The sequence below is a fragment of the Nonomuraea sp. NPDC026600 genome (genome assembly GCF_040638335.1).
Taxonomy (GTDB): domain Bacteria; phylum Actinomycetota; class Actinomycetes; order Streptosporangiales; family Streptosporangiaceae; genus Nonomuraea.
The window spans coordinates 189,893-215,922 of record NZ_JBEZYD010000020.1 but is presented as its reverse complement, the minus strand read 5'-3'; the positions used below and the strand labels follow the sequence as shown (position 1 = coordinate 215,922).

Here is a 26,030-nt window from a genome sequence, read left to right as displayed (position 1 = left end):
ATGTCGGAAGACGAAAAGCTTCGCGAATACCTGAAAAAGGTCACCACCGAGCTGCGGGCCACGCGCAGGCGGCTCAAGGAGAACGAGGATCGCGATCGGGAACCGATCGCCATCGTCGGCATGGCCTGCCGCTATCCGGGCGGCGTCGACACGCCCGACCAGCTGTGGGAGCTGGTCGCGGCGGGCCGGGACGCGACCTCCGAGCTGCCGGGGGACCGGGGCTGGAACCTGGCCGCGCTGTATGACCCCGACCCGGGCCGGTCGGGGACGACATACGTCAGGCGCGGCGGCTTCATGAACGAGGTGGCCGGGTTCGACGCGGCCTTCTTCGGGATCTCGCCGCGTGAGGCGCTGGTGATGGATCCGCAGCAGCGGTTGCTGCTGGAGAAGGCGTGGGAGGCCCTGGAGAACGCCGGGCTCGACCCGCAGGGGCTGCGCGGCAGCCACACCGGCGTGTACGTCGGCATCAACTACCAGGAGTACGGCCCGCTGTTCCACCAGGCGCCACCCAACGTCAAGGGTCACGTGGTGACCGGTGTCGTGCCGAGTGTGGCCTCCGGGCGCATCGCGTACACGCTGGGGCTGGAGGGCCCCGCGGTCACCGTCGACACCGCCTGCTCGACCTCGCTGGTCGCACTGCATCTCGCCGCGCGAGCCCTGCGGGACGGCGACTGCGACCTCGCGCTGGCCGGGGGTGCCACCGTACTGTCGTCTCCTGGCTCGCTCGTGGAGCTGGGCGGTCAGCGGGCGCTGGCGGCCGACGGCCGGTGCAAGGCGTTCTCGGCCGGGGCCGACGGCATGGGCATGGCCGAGGGCGTGGGCATCCTGGTGCTGGAACGGCTCAGCGACGCCCGCCGCCATGGCCACCGGGTGCTGGCCGTGGTGCGGGCCAGCGCCATCAACCAGGACGGCGCCTCCAACGGCCTGACCGCGCCCAACAGCCTGGCGCAGCAGCGGGTGACCCAGCAGGCACTGACCAACGCGGGGCTGTCGTCCGATCAGGTCGATGTGGTGGAGGCGCACGGCACCGGTACCGCGCTCGGCGACCCGATCGAGGCACGCGCCCTGCTCGCGACGTATGGCCAGGGCCGGGAGCGTCCCCTGTGGCTGGGCTCGGTGAAGTCCAACATCGGGCATACGCTCGCGGCGTCCGGCGTGGCCGGCGTCATCAAAATGGTCCAAGCCCTGCGGCACGACACGCTCCCGCGCACGCTGCACGTGTCCGAGCCGACACCCCACGTGGACTGGGACGCGGGTGGACTGGCGCTGCTCGCCGAGCCTGTGGAGTGGACGCGCGGTGCGGAGCCGCGCAGGGCGGGCGTGTCCTCGTTCGGGCTGAGCGGCACCAACGCGCACACGATCCTGGAGGAGTTCCCCGGGGAGGCCGTCGCGGACGGCGCGGACGTGGTCGTCATGCCGGTCATGCCGGTCATGCCGGTCGTGCTGTCGGCCAAGACCGCCGAGGCACTGCGTGCCCAGGCGCGGCGGCTGCTGAAGGTCGAGCACGAGCCACTCGACGTCGCTTACACCACGAGCCTGCGGCCGGTGTTCGAGCACCGGGCGGTCGTGGTCGCGCAGGACCGCGAGGAACTCGCGGCCGGGCTGACCCGGATCGCCGAGGACACGTCGGATGCCGTCAGCCCCGGCAAGGTGGCGTTCCTGTTTTCGGGTCAGGGGTCGCAGCGGCTGGGGATGGGGTTGGAGTTGTGTGGCCGGTATCCGGTGTTCGCTGCGGCTTTTGATGAGGTGTGTGCGGAGCTCGATCCGCTTTTGGGTCGGTCGTTGCGTGAGGTGATCGCGGGCGACGGGCAGGCGCTGGATCAGACCGTGCATACGCAGGCGGCGTTGTTCGCGGTGCAGGTGGCGCTTTTTCGGTTGGTGGAGTCGTGGGGGGTGCGGCCGGATTATCTGCTGGGGCATTCGATTGGTGAGTTGGCGGCTGCGCATGTGGCGGGGGTGTTGTCGTTGGTGGATGCGTGTGTGCTGGTGGGGGCGCGGGGCCGGTTGATGCAGGCGCTGGCGCCTGGTGGCGCGATGTGTGTGTTGGAGGTCGGTGAAGCGGAGGTCGCTCCGGTGTTGTCGGGCGGGGTGGAGATCGCCGCGTTCAACGGGCCGCGGTCGCTGGTGATTTCTGGCGATGTGGGGGAGGTGGAGCGGGTCGCGGCGTATGTGGCGGGGTTGGGGCGGCGGACCCGGCGGTTGCGGGTCAGCCATGCTTTTCATTCGCGGCGGATGGAGCCGATGTTGGAGGCTTTTGCCGGGGCGGCGGCTGGTTTGTCGTTTAAGGCGCCGTCCATTCCGGTGGTTTCTACGTTGACGGGTGGATTGGCGCCCGAGATTGCTTCGCCAGGATATTGGGTGCGGCAGGTGCGCGAGCCGGTGCGCTTCGCCGACGGGCTGCGCGAACTGGTCGCCCGCAAGGCGACGGTGCTGGTCGAAGTGGGGCCCGACGGCGGCCTCGGGGCGATGTCGCCCGACCATCGGATCGTCCCGCTGTTGCGGAAGGGCCGCGACGAGCCCCGCACGCTCCTCGCCGCGCTGGGCGAAGCCCACGCTCGCGGGATGGCGGTGTCCTGGAAGCGCCTGTTCTCCGGCGCGCCCGCCACGCTGGCCGATCTGCCCGCCTATCCGTTCCAGCGGCAGCGCTACTGGCTGCCCCCCGCCTCCGGTACCGACGCGGGCGCTCTGGCCCCGACGGGTCACCCGTTGCTGAGCGGGTCCGTGGAGCTGGCCGAGGGCGACGGGATGCTGCTCACCGGCCGGATCTCCCTGGACACGCAGCCGTGGCTGGCCGACCACGTCGTGCTCGGCACCGTACTGCTGCCCGGCACCGCCTTCGTGGAGCTGGCGCTCCAGGCGGCGGCTCGCGTGGGCTGCGATCACGTCGAGGAACTGACCCTCCAGGCACCCCTGGTGCTGCCCGAGCAGGGAGCCGTACAGATCCAGGTGGAGGTCGGCCCGGCGGACGAGTCGGGGCGGCGTGCCCTCGCGATCCACTCACGACTTGAGGAGTCCGACGCCGCGGACAGCGGCTGGGTCCGGCACGCGGGCGGCTTCGCGGGCGTGCGGACCGAACCGGACTCCACCTTCGTTGACCTGGCCACCTGGCCACCGCCCGGTGCCGAGCCGGTCGAGGTCGAGGGACACTACGAGCTGCTGGCCAGGCGTGGTTACCACTACGGGCCCGCCTTCCAGGGGTTGCGCGCCATGTGGCGGGCGGGCGACGAGGTGTACGCCGAGGTGGCGGCAGACGTGGACGCAGGAGCGTACGGGCTGCACCCGGCGCTCCTCGACGCGGCTCTGCACGCCCTCGCCTCCAGCGACCTGCCCGAGGGGCGGGTGCTGCTGCCGTTCTCTTGGGCCGATGTCTCCCTCCGCGCCTCCGGCGCGGAGACCCTGCGGGTACGCCTGCGGCCCGCCGGCCCCGACATCGTGTCCATCGACGTGGCCGACGGCGCCGGGGCCCCGGTCGCCTCGGCCGGAGCGCTCACTCTCCGGCCGGTGACCGCGGGTGCCCTGTCGCAGGACCGGGCGAACACGGGCGCCCTGTACCGGGTCGGGTGGAAGCTCATTGAGGCGCCGGACCCTGAACCTGTCCGCTGGGCGCTGCCGGACGGCTGGGATCCGGCCGCCTGGCCCCACCCCGATGTGGCGGCCATAGCCGCTGACGCGCCTGACGTGGCCGTCGTCCCCTGCGTGGGAGAGGACGCCGTCGACGCCGTACATCGGGTGCTGGGCATCCTGCAGGAGCGGATCGCCGACGACCGCTCCGGCAGCTCCCGGCTGGTGCTGGTCACTCAGGGAGCGACTGCCGTCGGCGGCGAGGTCAGTGATCTCGGTGGCGCGGCGGTGTGGGGTCTGGTGCGGTCGGCCCAGGCCGAGCATCCCGGCCGGTTCACGCTGGTCGACCTCGACGCGGACGGTGCGGGCCGCGGTCTGCTCCCCGCCGCGCTCGCCACCGGAGAACCCCAGGTCGCGGTACGCGGAGGCGAACTCCACGTGCCCCGCCTGGCCGAGCACCCGACCGCGCCCGCCTGGACAGCTCCCGGGGGGACGGTGCTGGTCACGGGTGGGACCGGGACGTTGGGCCGGTTGGTGGCGCGTCATTTGGTGTCGGTGCATGGGGTGCGGGATGTGGTGTTGGTTGGGCGTCGGGTTGTTGCGGTTGATGATGTGCCGGGTGTGCGGGTGGTGGCGGTTGATGTGACGGATCGTTCGGCGATGGTGGCTTTGGTGGGGTCGTTGCCGGATCTGTCGGTGGTGGTGCACGCGGCGGGTGTGGTGGATGACGGGATGGTCGCGTCGCTGGACGCGGGGCAGGTGGATCGGGTGCTGGCCGCGAAAGTGACCGGTGGCCTCATCCTGCACGAGGTGACCCGGGACCGGGACCTCGCCGCCTTCGTCGCCTTCTCCTCCGTGGCCGGAACACTCGGCGGAGCCGGACAGGCCGCCTACGCGGCCGGAAACGCCTTCCTGGACGGTCTGATGTCCTGGCGGCGTGGCCAAGGACTGCCCGGCACCTCGCTCGGCTGGGGGCTGTGGGCCGAACGCAGCGACATGACGAACAAGCTCGGCCAAGCCGATCTGGCCCGCTGGGAGCGGATCGGACTCGGCGCCATGAAGACGGACGCGGCCCTGCGGCTCCTGGACCGGGCGGTCGCGACGGGTGCGGCCGCGCTGCTGCCCCTCCAGCTCGACCTGCCGACGTTGCGTGGGACCGCCGAGCAGGTTCCCACCATGCTGCGGGGGCTGGCCAGGGTGCCGGGGCGGGGGGACCGTACGGGGGCGCGGGAGACCCTGCGGCAGCGCCTCGCCGATCGGCCCGCCGCCGAGCGAGAACGGCTGGTTCTCGACCTGGTGCGCACCAATGTCGCCACCGCCCTCGGGCACCCGTCGCCGGCATCGGTCGAGTCAGGGCGTTCCTTCAAGGACCTGGGGTTCGACTCGCTCACCGCGGTCGAGCTGCGCAACCGGCTCACCACTGCGACCGGGCTGCGGCTGCCCGCCACGCTGGTCTTCGACTATCCCGAACCCGCCGCTCTGGCCCGCTACCTGTTGGGGGAACTGGCCGGGACGCTGCCGGACCGCGCTCCCGCGCGAGTACAACGGAGGGCCGACGACGATCCGGTGGTGATCGTGGGGATGGCGTGCCGGTATCCGGGTGGGGTGGCCTCGCCTGAGGATCTGTGGGAGCTCGTGGCTTCGGGTGGGGATGCCATCGGGGGCTTTCCGACTGATCGGGGCTGGGATTTGGCGGCGTTGTTCGACCCGGATCCTGGGCGTTCTGGGCGTTCGTACGTCCGTGAGGGCGGGTTCTTGTATGACGCTGCTGAGTTTGATGCCGGGTTTTTCGGGATTTCGCCGCGTGAGGCGTTGGCGATGGATCCGCAGCAGCGGTTGTTGCTGGAGACGTCGTGGGAGGCGTTCGAGCGGGCCGGGATCGACACGGCGTCCCTGCGCGGCAAGGACGCGGGTGTGTTCTTCGGCCTGATGCACCACGACTACTCGGCCCGGCTGCACACCACACCGGCTGACCTTGAAGGCCACATCGGTATCGGTAACTCCGGGAGCGTCGCCTCCGGTCGTGTGGCGTACACGTTCGGGTTGGAGGGCCCGGCCGTCACGGTGGACACCGCCTGTTCGTCGTCGTTGGTGGCGTTGCATCTGGCGGCGCAGTCGCTGCGGCAGGGGGAGTGTTCGCTGGCGCTGGTCGGTGGGGTGACGGTGATGGCGTCGCCTGGGGTTTTTGTGGAGTTCAGTCGTCAGCGGGGGTTGGCGGTGGATGGCCGTTGTAAGTCGTTCGCGGAGGCTGCGGATGGTACGGGCTGGTCCGAGGGTGTTGGGGTTCTAGTAGTGGAGCGGCTGTCCGACGCCACACGCAACGGCCATCAGGTGCTGGCTGTTCTGCGCGGCAGCGCGGTCAATCAGGATGGCGCGTCCAATGGTTTGACGGCTCCGAACGGTCCTTCGCAGCAGCGGGTTATCGGGCGGGCGCTGGCTGATGCGGGTCTTGTTCCCGGCGACGTCGACGTGGTGGAGGCGCATGGGACCGGTACGTCGTTGGGTGATCCGATTGAGGCGCAGGCGTTGATTGCGGCTTATGGGCAGGGTCGGGACCGTCCGTTGTGGCTTGGGTCGGTGAAGTCGAATATTGGTCATTCGCAGGCGGCGGCGGGGGTTGCCGGGGTGATCAAGATGGTGCAGGCGATGCGGCACGGCACGCTGCCGGCGACGTTGCATGTGGATGAGCCGTCGTCGCATGTGGACTGGTCGGCCGGTGCGGTGGAGTTGGTGACCGAGGCCCGGGAGTGGCCGGAGTCGGGTCGGGTTCGGCGGGCAGGGGTGTCGTCGTTCGGGGTCAGCGGCACCAACGCGCACGTGATCCTCGAAGCGGCCCCCGCCGAACCCGAGCCCGTGGCAAACCCGGAACCCGGGCCGCTGCCGTGGGTGTTGTCGGCTCGCAGCAAAGAGGCGTTGCGGGTTCAAGGGCAGCGGTTGCTGTCCTATCTGGAAGGGCGTCCGGAGGTCGGATTCGGGGACGTGGCGCGCACGTTGGCGACTGGTCGTAGCGCGCTGGAGCACCGTGCTGCCGTTGTGGGCGCGGATCGTGACGAGCTGATGGCCGGGCTGACCGCGCTCGCCGAAGGCCGCGAGGCATGGGGGTTGGTCACCGGTCAGGCGACCTCTGGGCCGGTGGCGTTCCTGTTCTCGGGTCAGGGGTCGCAGCGGCCGGGGATGGGGTTGGAGTTGTGTGGCCGGTATCCGGTGTTTGCGGCGGCTTTTGATGAGGTGTGCGCCGAGCTTGACCCTCATATGGATCGGCCGTTGCGTGAGGTGATCGCCGAGGGTGGGGAGGCGCTGGATCAGACGGGTTTTACGCAGACGGCGTTGTTCGCGGTGCAGGTGGCGCTTTTCCGGTTGGTGGAGTCGTGGGGCGTTCGGCCGGATTATCTGCTGGGTCATTCGATTGGTGAGTTGGCGGTTGCGCATGTGGCCGGTGTGTTGTCGTTGGCGGATGCGTGTGTGCTGGTGGGGGCTCGGGCCCGGTTGATGCAGGGCTTGGCGGCCGGGGGTGGGATGTGTGCGCTGGCGGCGGGGGAGGCGGAGGTTGTTCCGCTCCTGTCCGATGGGGTGGAGGTCGCTGCGGTTAATGGGCCGGTTTCGGTGGTGGTGTCGGGTGATGTGGGGGAGGTGGCGCGGGTTGAGGCTTATTTTGCGGGGTTGGGGCGGCGGACGCGGTGGTTGCGGGTGAGTCATGCTTTTCATTCGCGGCGGGTGGAGCCGATGTTGGAGGCTTTTGCTGGGGTGGCGGAGGGGTTGTCGTTTAAGGCGCCGTCGATTCCGGTGGTTTCTACGTTGACGGGTGAGTTGGCGCCGGAGATTGCTTCGGCGGGCTATTGGGTGCGGCAGGTGCGTGAGCCGGTGCGGTTCGGGCGGGCGTTGGGCTGGTTGCGTGATGTGCCGGTGTTGGTGGAGGTGGGGCCGGACGCGGTGTTGACGGCGATGGCCGCTGATCGCGACGTCGTGCCCCTGTTGCGGAAGGGCAGGGACGAGCCGCGCCAACTGCTCACCGCCCTGGCCACCGCCCACTCGCGCGGGGCGCAGGTCGATTGGCGTGCCATGCTCACCGGCACGCTGGTGGACCTGCCCACCTACCCCTTCCAGCGCCAGCGCTACTGGCTCGCGCCCACCTCTGGTGCGGACGCCGCTGGGTTGGGGCTGACTCCGGCCGGGCACCCGCTGCTCGGTGCCGCCGTCTCCCTGGCCGACGATGACGGTCTGCTGCTCACCGGGTACCTGTCCACAGACACCCATCCCTGGCTGGCCGATCATTCGGTGGCGGGGGCGGCGATCGTCCCCGGGACCGTCCTGGCCGAGCTGGCCTGGCAGGCCGCCGACCACGCCGGATACGCGGGGATCGAGGAGCTCGTCCTGCACGCCCCGCTGGTACTGCCGGAGACGGGCGGGCTGCGGGTCCAGGTGCGAGTCTCCGCCCCCGCTCCGGCCGGTCGTCCTGAGCTGACCGTGCACGCCCGTGCCACGGACGACCAGCCATGGGTACGGCACGCGTCGGGGACACTGGCTGACGTACCACCCGCCCCAGCCGGAGATCTCACCGTCTGGCCGCCGCCCGGCGAGCCGGTCGACGTGGATCTGCTGTACGCGGGGCTCGCGTCGGCCGGACTCCACTACGGTCCCGCCTTCCGCGGGCTGGTGACAGCATGGCGCGACGGCGACGACACCTACGCCGAGCTGGCACTGCCGGAGCCGTTGTCCACGGACGCCGACCGCTACGCCTTCCACCCGGCCTTTCTCGACGCGGTCCTGCATCTGCTGACGCCGGACGGCAGCGGGATGGCGCAGGTGCCGTTCTCCTGGCGGGGCGCGTATCTGCACGCCGCCGCCACCTCACGGCTGCGCGTCCGGGTCACCGCCGCGGCGCCCGGCCAGGCATCGATCATCGTCGCCGACGACACCGGCAGGCCGATCGCGGACGTCGAGGCCGTTGCCGTCCGCCCACTGGACATCGCGGCCGTTCAGCGGGTCCCTGCCGCTGACGCGCTGTTCGACGTCGAGTGGACCCCCTTGCGTACGCTCCCGACCGCCCAGGCGACCCAGTGGGCCGTCCTGGGTGAGGCGGAGCCGGGGCTGGAGGGCGACCGACATCCGGATCTGGAGTCGGTGGCCGCGGCGGGCGTGCCGGATGTGGTGCTTCTCCCGCTCGATTCCGGTGAGCTTTTACCCTCGCGGGCACGTGAGGCCGTGACGGTCGTGCTGCGAAGGATGCAGAGCTGGCTCGCCGATCCTCGGTTCGCTCGCTCGCGACTGGTCGTCGTGACCCGCGACGCCTCGTCCACCGACCCGGTGGGGGCGGCGGTCTGGGGTCTGGTGCGGTCGGTCCAGGCCGAGCACCCTGGCCGCTTCACGCTGCTCGACCTCGGTGAGAAGGCCGCCGCTGTCCTGCCTGCCGCGCTGGCCGCCGAGGAACCGCAGCTGGCCGTGCGGGATGGTGCCGTTCTTGTGCCCAGGCTGGTCAGGGTCATGCCCAGGGGAGGCGGTCCCGAGGGTACGGAGTTCCGCACCGGCTGGGACCCCGACGGCACCGTGCTCGTCACCGGTGGCACCGGCACCCTGGGCGGCCTGCTCGCCCGCCACCTCGTGACCGCTCACGGCGTACGGCATCTGGTGCTCGCGAGCAGAAGCGGCACCGGCGCGCCGAACGCGGTCAGCCTGGCCGCCGAGCTCATCCGCCTGGGAGCGAGCGTCCGCGTCGCCGCCGTCGACGTCGCGGACCGTGAAGCCCTGACCGCGTTCCTCGCCACGCTCGATCGGCCGTTGACCGCGGTGGTGCATGCGGCGGGGGTGTCCGACGACGCGCTGGTCGAGTCGCTCACCCCGGACCGGCTCGACACCGTCCTCCGTGCGAAGGCCGAGGCCGCCTGGAATCTCCACGAACTCACCCGCGACCACGAACTCGCCGCGTTCGTGATGTTCTCCTCCGCCGCAGGTGTCCTTGGCAGCCCGGGACAGGCCAACTACGCCGCCGCGAACCAGTTCCTCGACGCGCTGGCCAGGCACCGCCGGGCCGCCGGGCTCCCCGCGACCTCGCTGGCCTGGGGGCTGTGGGCGGAAGCCAGCGGCATCAGCGAGGGGCTCAGCGCGGCCGATTACGCCCGCATCGCCCAGCTTGGCATCCGGCCGCTGGCCACCGCCGAGGCGCTGGCTCTGTTCGACGCCGTGCTCGCCGACGGCCGGGCCACCGCCGTACCGGTCAAACTCGACCCTGACGCCGGGCGCGCACACCCGCTCCTGCGCGGCTTCTCGCCCGCTGCCGCCCGAAGGGCGGAGCGGCCCCCGGCGCCGCTGCTGGAACGGCTGGCGGCACTGCCGGACGCCGAAGCCGCAGACCTTCTCCTCGATCTGGTACGGCGGTACGTCGCGAGCGTGCTCGGCCACTCGGACACCGGTGAGATCGACCCGGACAGGCAGTTCAAGGAACTCGGCTTCGACTCGCTGACCAGCGTGGACCTGCGCAACCGCCTCCGCGCCGAGATCGGGCTGGACCTGCCGGCCACGCTCGTTTTCGACTACCCGACGCCGGAGGCACTCGCCGGGCACCTGCGTGAGCGGGTCCGTCAGGCAGCCCCCGACCCGGTCGGCGCCGCGTTCGACCGCTTCGAGGCCACGCTGGCCGCGCAGAAGGACGATGCGTCCCGTGACCGGATCGCGGCCCGGCTGCGCGCACTTGTCTCGCGACTGGCACCGGAGGCCGCCGACCTGGCCGCCGCCAGCGACGACGAACTCTTCGACCTTGTTGAGAATCTGGGGGCTGACACCGCATGACGAACGCCAACGAGGACAAGCTGCGCGAATACCTCAGACGGGCCATCGCCGAGGCTCAGGACGCCCAGCGGCGCCTGCGCGAGGTCGAGGAGGCGGACCGCGAGCCCATCGCGATCGTCGGCATGGCCTGCAGGTTCCCCGGCGGGGTGACCTCACCGGAAGAGCTGTGGGACCTGGTCGTGGCGGGGCGGGACGCGATCACCGAGTTCCCCGCCGACCGGGGCTGGGACCTTACCGCACTGCTCGGCTCTGGGACGGGGCCGGGCACGTCCTCCACTCGGTACGGCGGCTTCCTCCAGGGTGCCGCCGATTTCGATGCTGGGTTTTTCGGGATTTCGCCGCGTGAGGCGTTGGCGATGGATCCGCAGCAGCGGTTGTTGCTGGAGACGTCGTGGGAGGCGTTCGAGCGGGCCGGGATCGACCCCGGATCGCTGAGCGGCAGCAGTACCGGCGTGTTCGCCGGACTGATGTATCACGACTACCAGTCGCGGCTGCACAGAGTGCCGGAGGAACTGGAGGGCTTCCTCGGCAACGGCAACGCGGCGAGTGTCGCGACCGGGCGGGTCGCCTACACGTTCGGGCTGGAGGGGCCGGCCGTCACGATCGACACCGCCTGTTCGTCATCTCTGGTGGCGTTGCATCTGGCCGTCCAGTCGCTGCGCCGCGGTGAGTGCACACTCGCCCTGGCGGGCGGGGTCACCGTGATGGCGTCGCCGAACACCTTCGTGGAGTTCAGTCGTCAGCGGGGGTTGGCGGTGGATGGCCGGTGTAAGTCGTTCGCGGAGGCGGCGGATGGTACGGGCTGGTCTGAGGGTGTCGGGGTTTTGGTGGTGGAGCGGTTGTCGGATGCCACCCGTAACGGCCATCGGGTGCTGGCCGTCCTGCGCGGCAGCGCGGTCAACCAGGACGGCGCCTCCAACGGGCTCACCGCTCCGAATGGTCCTTCGCAGCAGCGGGTTATCGGGCGGGCGCTGGCTGATGCGGGTCTTGTTCCGGGCGACATTGACGTGGTGGAGGCGCATGGGACCGGTACGTCGTTGGGTGATCCGATTGAGGCGCAGGCGCTGATTGCGGCTTATGGGCAGGGTCGGGACCGTCCGTTGTGGCTTGGGTCGGTGAAGTCGAATATCGGTCACACGCAGGCGGCGGCGGGGGTTGCCGGGGTGATCAAGATGGTGCAGGCGATGCGGCACGGCACGCTGCCGGCGACGTTGCATGTGGATGAGCCGTCGTCGCATGTGGACTGGTCGGCCGGCGCGGTGGAATTGGTGACTGAGAGGCAGCCCTGGTTGGTGGCCGATCGGCCGAGGCGGGCGGGGGTGTCGTCGTTCGGGATCAGTGGGACCAACGCGCACGTCATCTTGGAGGAGGCTCCCGCACAGGCTGAGGAGGATCGCGTCGCGGTTGCCGGGCCGGTGCCGTGGGTGTTGTCGGCACGGAGTCCTGAGGCGTTGCGGGCGCAGGCAGGCTGGCTTCTCACGATCGTCGATGACGCTGATCTCAACGACGTGGCGTACTCGCTGGCCACTGCGCGGGCGGGGCTGCCGCATCGGGCCGCTGTCGTCGGGCGGGACCGGGAGGAACTGACGCGGGCGCTCACCGCTGTGGCCTCCGGAGCGCAGCTGGCGAACCCGGTCAAAGGCAACAAGACGGCGTTCCTGTTCTCGGGTCAGGGGTCGCAGCGGCCGGGGATGGGGTTGGAGTTGTGTGGCCGGTATCCGGTGTTTGCGGCGGCTTTTGATGAGGTGTGCGCCGAGCTTGACCCTCATATGGATCGGCCGTTGCGTGAGGTGATCGCCGAGGGTGGGGAGGCGCTGGATCAGACGGGTTTTACGCAGACGGCGTTGTTCGCGGTGCAGGTGGCGCTTTTCCGGTTGGTGGAGTCGTGGGGGGTTCGGCCGGATTATCTGCTGGGTCATTCGATTGGTGAGTTGGCGGTTGCGCATGTGGCCGGTGTGTTGTCGTTGGCGGATGCGTGTGTGCTGGTGGGGGCTCGGGCCCGGTTGATGCAGGGCTTGGCGGCCGGGGGTGGGATGTGTGTGCTGGTGGCGGGGGAGGCGGAGGTTGTTCCGCTCCTGTCCGATGGGGTGGAGGTCGCTGCGGTTAATGGGCCGGGGTCGGTGGTGGTGTCGGGTGATGTGGGGGAGGTGGCGCGGGTTGAGGCTTATTTTGCGGGGTTGGGGCGGCGGACGCGGTGGTTGCGGGTGAGTCATGCTTTTCATTCGCGGCGGGTGGAGCCGATGTTGGAGGCTTTTGCTGGGGTGGCGGAGGGGTTGTCGTTTAAGGCGCCGTCGATTCCGGTGGTTTCTACGTTGACGGGTGAGTTGGCGCCGGAGATTGCTTCGCCGGGGTATTGGGTGCGGCAGGTGCGCGAGCCGGTGCGGTTCGGGCGGGCGTTGGACTGGTTGCGTGATGTGCCGGTGTTGGTGGAGGTGGGTCCGGACGCGGTGTTGACCGCGATGGCCGCTGATCGCGACGTCGTGCCCCTGCTGCGGAAGGACAAGGGTGAAGCCGAGGCGGTGGTGACCGCGCTCGCCGACCTGCACGTCCGCGGCGCTCGTCCGCGTTGGTCCGGTCGGCTGGTGGACCTGCCCACCTACCCCTTCCAGCGCCAGCGCTACTGGCTCGCGCCCACCTCTGGTGCGGACGCCGCTGGGTTGGGGCTGACTCCGGCCGGGCACCCGCTGCTCGGTGCCGCCGTCTCCCTGGCCGACGGTGACGGTCTGCTGCTCACCGGGCGGCTCTCCGCCGATACCCACGCATGGCTGGCGGACCACGTCGTCGCGGGTACGTCCATGCTGCCCGGTACCGCCCTGGTGGAGCTTGCCGTACGGGCCGCCGACCAGGTCGGCTGCGACCATGTGGAGGAACTCACTCTCGAGGCGCCACTCGTGCTGCCGGAGCGGGGCGCGGTGTCGGTCCAGCTTCTGGTCGGCCCGGCCGACCAGGCCGGCAGGCGTGAGGTGAGCATCTACTCCAGCCCCTCAGGAGAGGACTGGACCCGGCATGCCACCGGAACGGTCACTCCCGAACCGGCCGGGCGCGGCACCGACGGGCAGGCGCTCGGGACCTGGCCGCCGCCCGGAGCCGATCCGGTCGAGCTGGACGGCCTCTATGAGGCGCTCGCCGAGGCGGGTCTCGGCTATGGTCCGGCCTTCCGGGGACTGCGGGCGGTCTGGCGGGCGGGAGACGACGTTTACGCCGAGGTCGCCCTTCCCGAGGCGGCCGGCGCGGACGCGTACGGACTGCATCCGGCGCTCCTGGACGCGGTCCTGCACGCCCTCGCGGCCGCGGCCCCTCCGGCGGCCGGGCAGGTGCCCCGCATCCCGTTCTCCTGGTCTGGCGTGACGCTGCACGCCGCCGCCGCGACCACGTTGCGTGCGCGGCTGTCACCGGCCGGCGGAGACGCCGTGTCGATCATCGCCGCGGACGCCACAGGCGCGCCCGTCGTCATGGTCGACTCGCTCGTCCTCAGACCGCTGGCGGCCACCGCTCCTCGGCATGACGACTCCCTGTTCCGGGTCGAGTGGACACCGGTGCCGGTTGAGGCGGAGGAGCTCGGTGGCGTCACCGTTGTGCGCTGCGAGCCGCATGAGACGGGCGACCTGGCCGCGGACGCCCATGCCTCGGTGCACGGTGCGCTCGCCGCCATACACGAATGGCTGGCCGGAGAGCCCGGCGACGACGCCCGCCTGTTGATCGTCACCAGGCGGGCGGTGGCCGCGGTCCCCGGTGATCCCGCGCCCGATCCGGCCGCCGCGGCGATCTGGGGGCTGGTCCGCGGCGCGCAGGGAGAGCATCCGGGCAGGATCCTGCTCGTCGACACCGACGCGCCCGCTGACCCCGCGGGGCTGATGGTCGCCGCCGAGCCGCAGATCGCGATCCGAGCCGGCCTGGCCTACGCCCCCCGGCTGGCGCGGATGTCCACCCATCCCGGCTTGGTGCTGCCCGCCTCGCCCAACTGGCGGCTGGACGTGACGGCCAAGGGCACCCTGGACGACCTCGCCCTGTCCGCGTACACGGAAGTGGAGCTCGCGCCCGGCCAGGTACGCGTCCGGGTGCGTGCGGCGGGCGTCAACTTTCGCGACGTGCTCATCGCGCTGGACATGTACCCGGCCGACGTGCCCCTCGGCGGCGAGGGCGCCGGAACCGTCATCGAGGTGGGCCCCGGGGTGACCGGGCTGGCGCCGGGAGACCGGGTGTTCGGCCTGTTCTCCCACGCGTTCGGGACGAGCGCGGTCGCCGATCACCGGATGCTCGCGCCGATCCCGAGCGGATGGTCGTACGAGGAGGCGGCCTCGGTCCCGATCGCCTACCTGACCGCCTACTACGGCCTGGTCGAACTCGCCGGGCTGGAAGAGGGGGAGCGCGTCCTGGTGCACGCGGCGACCGGCGGTGTCGGGTCCGCTGCCGTCGCCCTCGCCCAGCACCTGGGCGCCGAGGTGTTCGCCACCGCGAGCCCCGGCAAGTGGGGCGCCCTGCGCGAACGCGGCCTCGACGACGCGCACATCGCCTCCTCGCGCACCCTGGACTTCGCCACGACCTTCACCGGGGGTATGGACGTGGTCCTGAACTCTCTCACCGGTGAGTTCCTCGAGGCCTCGCTGCGGATGCTGACGCACGGCGGCCGGTTCCTGGAGATGGGCAAGACCGACCTGCGCGATCCCGCGAACCTTCCCGGGATGGACTACCGGCCGTTCGACCTGATGCTGGTCGAACCCGCGCGCATCCAGAGCATGCTGGTCGACCTGCTCGCCCTGTTCGAGTCCGGCGCCCTGAGGCTGCCGCCCATCACCACCTGGGACGTACGGCGGGCGCCCGAGGCGTTCCGCCACGTCAGCCAGGCTCTGCACATCGGCAAGGTCGTCCTGACCGTGCCTCGTCCCCTCTGGGCTCCCGGAGGGACGGTGCTGGTCACGGGCGGGACCGGGACGTTGGGCCGGTTGGTGGCGCGTCATCTGGTGTCGGTGCATGGGGTGCGAGATGTGGTGTTGGTTGGGCGTCGGGGCGTTGCGGTTGATGTGCCGGGTGTGCGGGTGGTGGCTGCTGATGTGACGGATCGTTCGGCGATGGCGGCTTTGGCAGGGTCGTTGCCCGATCTGTCGGTGGTGATCCACGCGGCCGGTGTGGTGGATGACGGGATGGTCGCGGGGCTGGACGCGGGGCAGGTGGATCGGGTGCTGGCCGCGAAAGTGACCGGTGGCACGGTGTTACACGAGGTGACCCGGGATCTGGCCGGGTTCATCGTGTTCTCCTCGGCTGTCGGGACGCTCGGCGGTGCGGGACAGGCCGCGTACGGCGCCGCGAACGCCTTCCTGGACGCGCTGGTCACCCAGCGGGTCGAACGGGGACTGCCCGGCGTGTCATTGGCCTGGGGACTCTGGGCGGAGTCGAGCGGCATGACGAGCGGGCTCGGCGCTGCCGACTTGGCGAGGATGTCCCGCTCCGGCGTCGCCCCGCTCACCACCGAGCACGCGCTCGACCTGCTCGACGCCGCCCTCGACGTGGCCGAACCGGTGCAGGTGCCCGTCGCTCTCGACCTCGCCGCCTTCCGTGGCGGCGCCGAGGTGCCCGCGATGCTGCGCGGCCTGGTCAAGGCGCCGGTCCGCAGGGCGACCGCGCGGTCCGCGACTGAAACCTCCTACGCCCAGCGCCTGGCCGCCATGCCGGACGCGGACCGGGACCGCGCGCTCCTCGATCTGACCCGCGAGCACGCCGCGGCCGTCCTGGGGCATGCCCGGCCGGACGCCGTCGACGGTGAGCGGCCGTTCAAGGATCTCGGCTTCGACTCGCTGACCGGCGTCGAGTACCGCAACCGGCTCACCGCCGCCACCGGGCTGCGGCTGCCCGCCACTCTCACCTTCGACTATCCGACGCCGGTCGCGCTCGCCACCCATCTGCGGCGTGAGCTGCTGGGGTCGTCGCCGGTCGTGGCCGCGCCGGTGGCCACCGACGTGTCCGACGATCCGGTGGTGATCGTGGGGATGGCGTGCCGGTATCCGGGTGGGGTGGCCTCGCCTGAGGATCTGTGGGAGCTCGTGGCTTCGGGTGGGGATGCGATCGGGGGTTTTCCGACCGATCGGGGCTGGGATCTGGGGACGTTGTTCGACCCGGATCCTGAGCGCTCGGGACGTTCGTACGTCCGTGACGGCGGGTTCTTGCATGACGCGACGTACTTTGATGCTGGGTTTTTCGGGATTTCGCCGCGTGAGGCGTTGGCGATGGATCCGCAGCAGCGGTTGTTGCTGGAGACGTCGTGGGAGGCGTTCGAGCGGGCCGGGATCGATCCGGCCGAACTGCGCGGAGAGCCGGCCGGGGTGTTCGTCGGAGGGATGTACCAGGAGTACGGCCCGCCCTTCGGCCAGGGCGCCGAGGGGGTGGAAGGGCATCTGCTGACCGGCAGTGCGGCCAGCGTGTTGTCCGGTCGTGTGGCGTACGCGTTCGGGTTGGAGGGCCCGGCCGTGACGGTGGACACGGCGTGTTCGTCGTCGTTGGTGGCGATGCATCTGGCGGCGCGGGCGTTGCGGCAGGGGGAGTGTTCGCTGGCGCTGGTCGGCGGGGTGACGGTGATGTCCTCACCCGGCGTTTTTGTGGAGTTCAGTCGTCAGCGGGGGTTGGCGCCCGATGGGCGGTGCAAGTCGTTCGCCGAGGGGGCGGATGGGACGGGGTGGTCCGAGGGCGTCGGGGTGTTGGTGCTCGAACGGCTCTCCGACGCCACCCGCAACGGCCACCAGGTGCTGGCCACTCTTCGTGGCAGCGCCGTCAACCAGGACGGCGCCTCCAACGGGCTTACCGCTCCGAACGGTCCTTCGCAGCAGCGGGTGATCGGTCAGGCGCTGGCGGACGCACGCCTTGCCGCTGGTGACGTCGACGCCGTGGAGGCGCACGGGACTGGCACCGCGTTGGGTGATCCGATCGAGGCGCAGGCGCTGATCGCGGCTTATGGGCAGGGTCGGGACCGTCCGTTGTGGCTTGGGTCGGTGAAGTCGAATATCGGTCATTCGCAGGCGGCGGCGGGGGTTGCCGGGGTGATCAAGATGGTGCAGGCGATGCGGCATGGCCTGCTGCCGCGGACGTTGCACGTGGACGAACCGACCCCGCACGTGGACTGGTCCTCCAGCGCTGTGTCGCTGCTGACCGAGCAGCAGCCCTGGCCCGCGGCCGACCGGCTGAGGCGGGCGGGGGTGTCCTCGTTCGGGATCAGCGGCACCAACGCGCACGTGATCCTCGAGGAAGCGCCCAGGCAGGCGCCCATGGCGGAGGCGCCGGGGGAGGCACCCGTTCTCCTGTCGGCGCGCAGCGCGGACGCTCTGCGGGCCCAAGCGGCCGAACTCGCGGCATTCCTGCGGAAGAACCGGGATGTGCCGGTGGGGGACGTGGCCTATTCGTCCGCCCAGCGCCCGGTATTCGCCCACCGTGCCGCGATCGTCGCAGGCGACCGCGACGAACTGCTCGCCAAGCTGGCCGAGGTCGGCGACACCGCACCCGTAAGCCCCGGCAAGGTGGCGTTCCTGTTTTCGGGTCAGGGGTCGCAGCGGCTGGGGATGGGGTTGGGGTTGTATGACCGGTATCCGGTGTTCGCTGCGGCCTTCGACCAGGTGTGTGCGGAGCTGGGTCGGTCGTTGCGTGAGGTGATCGCGGGCGACGGGGAGGCGCTGGATCAGACCGTGCATACGCAGGCGGCGTTGTTCGCGGTGCAGGTGGCGCTTTTTCGGTTGGTGGAGTCGTGGGGGGTGCGGCCGGATTATCTGCTGGGGCATTCGATCGGTGAGTTGGCGGCTGCGCATGTGGCGGGGGTGTTGTCGCTGGTGGATGCGTGTGTGCTGGTGGGGGCGCGGGGCCGGTTGATGCAGGCGCTGGCGCCTGGTGGCGCGATGTGTGTGTTGGAGGTCGGTGAAGCGGAGGTCGCTCCGGTGTTGTCGGGCGGGGTGGAGATCGCCGCGTTCAACGGGCCGCGGTCGCTGGTGATTTCTGGCGATGTGGGGGAGGTGGAGCGGGTCGCGGCGTATGTGGCGGGGTTGGGGCGGCGGACCCGGCGGTTGCGGGTCAGCCATGCGTTTCATTCGCGGCGGATGGAGCCGATGTTGGAGACTTTCGCCGCGGTGGCGCAGGGGTTGACGTTCCGGCAGCCGTCCATCCCGATCGTCTCCACCTTGACCGGCCGGCCGACGCCGGACATCGCCACACCCGGCTATTGGGTGCGGCAGGTGCGCGAACCGGTGCGGTTCGCGCAGGCGCTGGAGTGGTTGCGTGATGTGCCGGTGCTGGTGGAGGTGGGCCCGGACGCGGCGCTGACCGCGCTGGCCGGCGACCGCGAGGTCCTGCCGTTGCTGCGGAGAGGCAAGGACGAGCCACACGAACTGCTCACCGCCCTCGCAACCGCCCACACACGCGGAGCGCATGTCGATTGGGGCGCCGGGCTCACCGGCACCCTGGTCGCCCTGCCCACCTACCCCTTCGAACGCGAGCCGTACTGGCTGGCGCCCACCCCTGGCGGCGACCCGGCGGGGTTCGGCCTGGCCCCGGCCGGGCACCCGCTGCTCGGCGCCGCCGTCTCCCTCGCGGAGGAGGGCGGGGTGGTCGTCACCGGCAGGCTGTCCACGTGGTCCCATCCGTGGCTGGCCGACCACGTCGTGGCGGGCGCGCACGTGATGCCCGCCGCCGTCATCGCCGAACTGGCCCTCCACGCCGCCGCTCACGTCGGCCGCGACCAGATCGGCGAGCTCTCCCTGGAAACCCCGCTCGTCATCCCGGAAGGCGGCGAGGTCACCGTCCAGATCTGGGTGGACGCCGACGGGCACGCGCTCACCATCCACGCCCGCCCCGGCACCGACCAGCCCTGGACCCGACACGCCACAGCCACACTCGGCGCCTCGCCACCCGAGCGCGGTCCGGAGCCGGACCTGGCGAACTGGCCTCCCGAGGGCGACCCTGCCGACGTCGACACGCTGTACACCGCCCTGTCCGCGGCCGGGCTGGACTACGGCCCGGCTTTCCAGGGCCTCCAGGCCGCATGGCGACACGGCGGCCGGGCGTATGCCGACGTCGTGCTGCCCGCGCCGCAGCAGACGGGCGCCGACCGGTACGTCCTCCACCCGGCGCTGCTCGACGCGGCACTCCACGCGGCCGGGCTCGGTGTACTCCCCGGCACGGAGGCGGCGCGGATCCCGTTCGTCATGACCGGTGTCCGCGTGCGGGTGCCCGGCGTGACCGCGGCGCGAGCCCGCCTGACGCCGCTCACCCCGGACTCGCTGGCCCTGACCCTGGCCGACGCCACCGGCCGCACGGTCGCCACCGTGGACGCGATCACCTTCCGACCGCTCCCGCCCGCCCGGCCCGGCGGCGACATGTACTGCGTGGACTGGGCCGAGGTCGAAGCCCTTGACGCCGTTTCCGAGGCCGGCGTCGCCGTGCTCGGCGAGCTGTACGAGGGGATCGCCGCACCGGTCTACCCCGACCTGGCCACTCTGCCCATCGGCGCGCAGGCGCCGGAGTTCGTGCTGGTCCCGCTCACGGCGGCGCACGAGACCGGCCAGGCCGGGCGGCGGGAAGACGAGGTGGCCGCCGTGCACAGGACGGCCGAGCGTGCGCTGGCGTTGGCGCGCGACTGGCTGGCCGACGACCGGCTTCCGGGCGCCCGCCTCGTCCTGCTGACCCAGGGCGCGATGGCGCCGCGACCAGGAGACGACGTCACCGACCTGGCCGGCGCGGCGGCGTGGGGCCTGATCCGCTCCGCGCAGTCCGAGCATCCAGGCCGTTTCGTCCTCCTCGACCTCGACGAGACGGCGGCGTCCCGAGACAGTGTGCGGAACGCGCTCGCCACCGGCGAACCGCAGCTGGCGCTGCGCGGCGGCACGAGCCTGGCGCCACGCCTGGCCCGCGCGAGGACAAGGGACGAAGCCCCTACGGCGTACGACCCGGAAGGGACGGTACTGATCACCGGCGCGACCGGGGCGCTGGGCGGACTGCTCGCCCGGCACCTGGTGTCCGAGCGCGGCGTGCGCAGGCTGCTGCTGGCCAGTCGGAGCGGTCCGGATGCTCCAGGAGCGCCTGGGCTGCGGGCCGAGTTGGCGGGGTTGGGAGCGCACGTGGAGTTCGTCGCGTGCGATGTGTCGCACCGTGACCAGGTCGCCGCCTTGGTCGGCGCCATCGACCCCGAGCACCCGCTGACGGCTGTGGTGCACGCGGCCGGTGTGCTCGACGACGGCGTGCTGGAGTCCCTCACCCCCGACCGGCTCGCCGCCGTGCTCCGCCCGAAGGCCGACGCCGCACTGCACCTGCACGATCTCACCCGGGGTCTGGCCGCGTTCGTCTTGTTCTCGTCGGCCGCCGCCGCGTTCGGGACGCCTGGCCAGGCGAACTACGCCGCCGCCAACGCCGTGCTGGACGCGCTCGCACAGCGCCGCCGGGCCCGCGGCCTTCCGGCGACCTCGCTCGCCTGGGGCCTGTGGGACGTGGAGAGCGGCATGGCGGGCACCGCCAGGCCGGGGACCGCCGCCCTGACGCCCGAAGCGGGGCTGGCCTCGTTCGACACGGCCGACCAGTATGGCCAGGCCGTCCTGCTGCCCGCCCGTCTGGACCTCGCGGCGGTCGCGCGCTCCGGCGAGGTGCCGCACCTGCTGCGCGGTCTGGTCCGCACCCGCCGGCACCCTGCGGAGTCCGGTGGCCCGCAGCTGACCCGCCGCCTGGCCGGGCTGTCCGGCGAGGAACGGGAGCGGGCCGCCCTGGAGGCGGTGCGGGCCGAGGTCGCGACGGTTCTCGGGCATCGCGGTCCGGAGGCCGTACCGCCCACCGCGACCTTCGCCGAGCTGGGCCTGGACTCACTCACCGCCGTTGAGTTGCGCAACGGCCTTGCCACACGCACCGGCGCCCGCCTGCCCGCCACCTTGGTCTTCGACCATCCGACGCCCGCCGCACTGGCCGGATTCCTGCTGCGAGAGATCCTGGATGTCCCGGCGACGCCCACCTCTGTAGTCGTGGACCGGCCGAGCGCGGACGAGCCGATCGCCATTGTGGCGATGGCCTGCCGCTACCCGGGTGGCGTGCGCTCGCCGGAGGACCTGTGGGACCTGGTCGCGGCGGGCGGCGACGCGATCTCGCCGTTCCCCGCCGACCGGGGCTGGGACCTTTCCGCCCTGTACGACCCCGACCCGGACCGCCCCGGCACCAGCTACACCCGCGAGGGCGGCTTCCTGCACGACGCCGACCGTTTCGATGCCGACCTGTTCGGGATCGGCCCCCGCGAGGCCCTGGCGATGGATCCTCAGCAGCGGCTGCTGCTGGAGGTCGGCTGGGAGACGTTCGAGCGCGCGGGGCTGGACCCCACCTCGGTGTCCGGCGGCGACACCGGCGTCTTCGTCGGCGTGATGTACCACGACTACGTCACGCTTCTGCCGTCCGTGCCCAGCGACCTGGAAGGCTACGTCGGCACCGGTACGGCGGGCAGCGTCGTCTCCGGCCGCCTCGCGTACGCGTTCGGGCTGGAGGGCCCGGCCGTCACGATCGACACAGCCTGCTCGTCGTCGCTGGTGGCGATGCACCTGGCGGCGCAGGCGCTGCGGCGCGGCGAGTGTTCGATGGCACTGGCGGGCGGTGTCACGGTGATGGCGACGCCGGGTACGTTCGTGGAGTTCAGCCGCCAGCGCGGGCTGGCGGCTGACGGACGTTGCAAGTCGTTCGCCGCCTCCGCCGACGGCACCGGCTGGGCCGAGGGCGTGGGCCTGCTGCTGCTCGAACGGCTCTCCGATGCCACCCGTAACGGCCATCAGGTGCTGGCCGTCCTGCGCGGCAGCGCCGTCAACCAGGACGGCGCCTCCAACGGGCTCACCGCTCCGAACGGTCCCTCGCAGCAGCGGGTCATCCGGCGCGCGCTCGCCGACGCGCGCCTTGCTCCCGGCGACATCGACGTCGTGGAGGCGCATGGGACCGGTACTTCATTAGGCGATCCGATTGAGGCCCAGGCGCTGATCGCGGCTTATGGGCAGGGTCGGGAGCGGCCGTTGTTGTTGGGGTCGGTGAAGTCGAATATTGGTCACACGCAGGCGGCGGCGGGGGTTGCCGGGGTGATCAAGATGGTGCAGGCGATGCGGCACGGCACGCTGCCGGCGACGTTGCACGTGGATGAGCCGACTCCGCATGTGGACTGGTCGGCCGGTGCGGTGGAGTTGGTGACCGAGCGGCAGCCCTGGTCGACGGCCGATCGGCCGAGGCGGGCGGGGGTGTCGTCGTTCGGGATCAGCGGCACCAACGCGCACGTGATCCTCGAAGCGGCCCCCGCCGAACCCGAGCCCGTGGTGAACCCGGAACCCGGGCTGCTGCCGTGGGTGTTGTCGGCGGCGACCGAGCCCGCGCTGCGCGAGCAGGCTCGGCGCCTGCTGACCCGCCTGGAGCGCGACCCCGCGCCCGATCTCGCCGGCCTGGGCCTCGCCCTCGCCACCACCCGAGCCGGCTTGGAACAGCGCGCGGTGCTGGTGGGCGATGACGTTCCCGCTTTCACCCGAGGGCTGGCCGCGCTCGCCGAGGGCGAGCCCGCGGCCGGAGTCGTGCGGGGGTCCGCCCGTGCCGAGACCGGGGCGGTGTTCGTCTTCCCCGGCCAGGGACCGCAGTGGCTCGGCATGGGGGCGGCGCTGCTCGACTCCTCGCCGGTGTTCGCCGCCCGGATCGCCGAGTGCGCGCAGGCGCTCGCGCCCTACGTGGACTTCTCCCTTGAGGACGTGCTGCGCGGGAAGGGCGACCTGGAGCGGGTGGACGTGGTCCAGCCCGCGCTGTGGTCCATGATGGTCGCTCTGGCCGAGCTGTGGCGCGCCTACGGCGTGCGGCCCGCCGCCGTCGTCGGACACTCGCAAGGTGAGATCGCAGCCGCGTGCGTGGCGGGCGCCCTGTCGCTGGCCGACGGCGCGCGGGTGGTCGCGCTGCGCAGCCGCGCGCTGCGTGCCCTCGCGGGCACGGGTGGGATGGCGTCGGTACTGGCGTCGCCGGACCAGCTTGATCTGGACGGCACCGGGCTCGCCGTCGCCGCCGTGAACGCTCCGTCGTCGGTGGTGGTCGCGGGCGACGGCGAGGCCCTGGACGCCCTGGTCGCCCGGTGCGAGGCGGAGGGGATACGCGCCCGGCGGCTGCCCGTCGACTACGCGTCCCACTCGCCGGGTGTCGAGCCGATCCGCGACGAACTCCGCGCGGCGCTGGCCGGGATCGTGCCTCGTCCGCCCGCCGTGCCGTTCCTGTCCACGGTGACGGGGCAGTGGGTGGAGGGCGACCTGCTGGACGCGGAGTACTGGTACCGCAACCTGCGGCAGACCGTGCTGTTCGCCGAGGCCACCCATGCGCTCCTTGACCGGGGGCACCGGACGTTCCTCGAGGTCAGCCCGCATCCCGTGCTCGCCGCGGGCATCCAGGAGAGTGGCGAGCAGGCGGAGCTCGCCGTCACCGTGGCGGCGACGCTGCGACGTGACGACGGCGGCCTGGATCGCTTCCTGACCGGGCTGGGCGAGGCGTATGTCAACGGCCTGACCGTGAACTGGCGGGTGGCCTACGACGGCGGCCCGGCCACGAGGGTCGAGCTGCCCACGTACGCGTTCCAGCGACGGAGGTACTGGCTGGAGGCCGAACCCCCGACCGCCGGGGCCGACCCGGCGGAGGCCGCCTTCTGGGCGGCGGTCGCGAGCGCGGACGCCGAGCAGGTCGCCCGTACGCTCGGCGTGGACGATCCCGGTCCGCTCGGCGCGGTGCTGCCCGCGCTGACCGACTGGCACGCCCGCCGCCGCGAGCGGGCCGAGACGACGTCCTGGCGCTACGAGGTCACGTGGACGCCTGTCGCACCCGAGACAGCCGGGCTGTCCGGCACCTGGCTCCTGGTAGTCCCCGAGACGCCCACCGCCAGCGAGAGCGCCGCGTTCTGTGCCGCCGCGCTCGCCGAGGCGGGCGCCAAGGTGGAGACCGTCACCCCCGGCCCGCGGTTCGCGCTGCCCGACGGGCTCGCTGGAGTGGTGTCCCTGCTCGCGCTCGACGACGCGCCCATGCCGGGACACCCCGCCGTATCCGCCGGGCTCGCCGCCACGGTCGCGCTGGTTCAGGACCTGGACGGGGCCGACGTCCCGCTGTGGCTGTTGACGCGTGGTGGCGTGCGCACCGGCGCGTCCGACGGGCCAGGTGCGCCCGGCCAGGCGCAGGTGTGGGGGCTGGGGCGCACCGTGGCGCTGGAACTTCCGCGGCTGTGGGGCGGCCTGGCCGACCTGCCCGCCGCACTCGACGCCCGCGCCGCCACCCACCTGACGCGCGCCCTCGCCGGCGCGGGGGACGAAGACCAGCTCGCCGTACGGCCCAGCGGCCTGCTGGCCCGCCGCCTGACCAGAATGCCGGCCCCGGCACCCGGGCCAGGCTTCCGCCCGCGCGGCACCGTGCTCGTCACCGGAGGGACCAGCGGCTTCGGCGCGCACGTGGCCCGCTGGCTCGCCGACCTGGGCGCCGAGCACCTGGTGCTCGTCCCCGAACACTCAGGGGCCGGCGACCTCGACCCCGCCGCGTTCGGCGGCACCCGGGTGACCGTCGCCGGCTGCGACCTCACCGACCGCGCCGCGCTGGCCGCCCTGCTCGCCGAGCATCCGCCGGCCGCCGTCTTCCACACGGCGGGCGCGCTGAACGCCGCCGCGCTGGCCGACACCACCCCGGCCGAACTGGACACAGTCCTCGGCACGAAGGCGCTCGGCGCCACCCACCTGCACGAACTCCTCGCCGACCACGAGCTGGACGCCTTCGTACTGTTCTCCTCGATCGCCGGAGTGTGGGGAAGCGGTGGGCAGGCCGCCTACGCCGCCGCGAACGCCCACCTCGACGCGCTGGCCGAGCACCGCCGCGCCCAGGGCCTGCCCGCCGCCGCCGTGGCGTGGGGTCTGTGGGCCGAGGTCGATCTCGGCGACCCGGCGGCCGAGGCCGAACGGCGCGAGCAACTGCGCCGCAGGGGCGTGCCGCCGATGCCGCCGGCCCTCGCGCTGGCCGCGCTCGGCCAGGCGCTGGGGGAGGATCGCCCGGCCCTCGTGCTGGCCGACGTGGACTGGGAACGGTTCGTGCCCGCGTTCACCGCGCTTCGGCCACGGCCGTTCGTCGAGGACCTGCCCGAGGTGGCCCGCCTCCTTCGCGCCGCCGCTGAGAGCCAGCTCGCCGACGCCGAGAGCGCCGAACTCCCGCGCAGACTCGCCGGGCTCACCGACACCGAACGGCGCCGCCAGTTACTGCGGGCCGTACGCGGAGAGATCGCGGCAGTGCTCGGCCACGACGGCGCCGACGCGGTCGAACCCGGCCGTCAGCTGCGCGACCTCGGCCTCGACTCCCTCGCCGCCGTGAACCTGCGTAACCGGCTCGGCGCCGCCACCGGGCTCGATCTGCCCCCCACCCTCGTCTTCGACCATCCGACGGCCGAGGACCTGGTGGCACACCTGGGCGCTCGCCTGGACGAGGCCGCCCGCCCGTCTCTGGACGACGCGCTGGCGGGCATGGCCACGGCGATGGCCGCGATCCCGCCGGGCGACCCCGCGGCCGAGCGGGTCGCCGCCCGGTTGCGGTCGTTGCTCGGCGAACTGACCGCACGCCACGAGCCGCCCGGCCCGCCGCCGGAAGCCGTCGCCGAACGGCTGCGCGTGGCCAGCGACGCCGAACTGTTCGACTTCCTCGACGCTGAACTGGAAGGGTGA

At 72.0% G+C, this 26,030-nt stretch carries 2 protein-coding genes; both read left to right on the top strand.

All coding sequences use genetic code 11. The annotated features are described in order from the left end of the window. Positions 1-10,344, top strand: a complete 10,344-nt coding sequence (locus AB0F17_RS37530; RefSeq protein ID WP_358032769.1) for a type I polyketide synthase — start codon at positions 1-3, stop codon at positions 10,342-10,344. Continuing rightward, positions 10,341-26,030, top strand: coding sequence for a type I polyketide synthase (locus AB0F17_RS37525; RefSeq protein WP_358032766.1), 15,690 nt, complete (start codon positions 10,341-10,343; stop codon positions 26,028-26,030). Before AB0F17_RS37530 ends, AB0F17_RS37525 begins: the two co-directional genes overlap by 4 nt.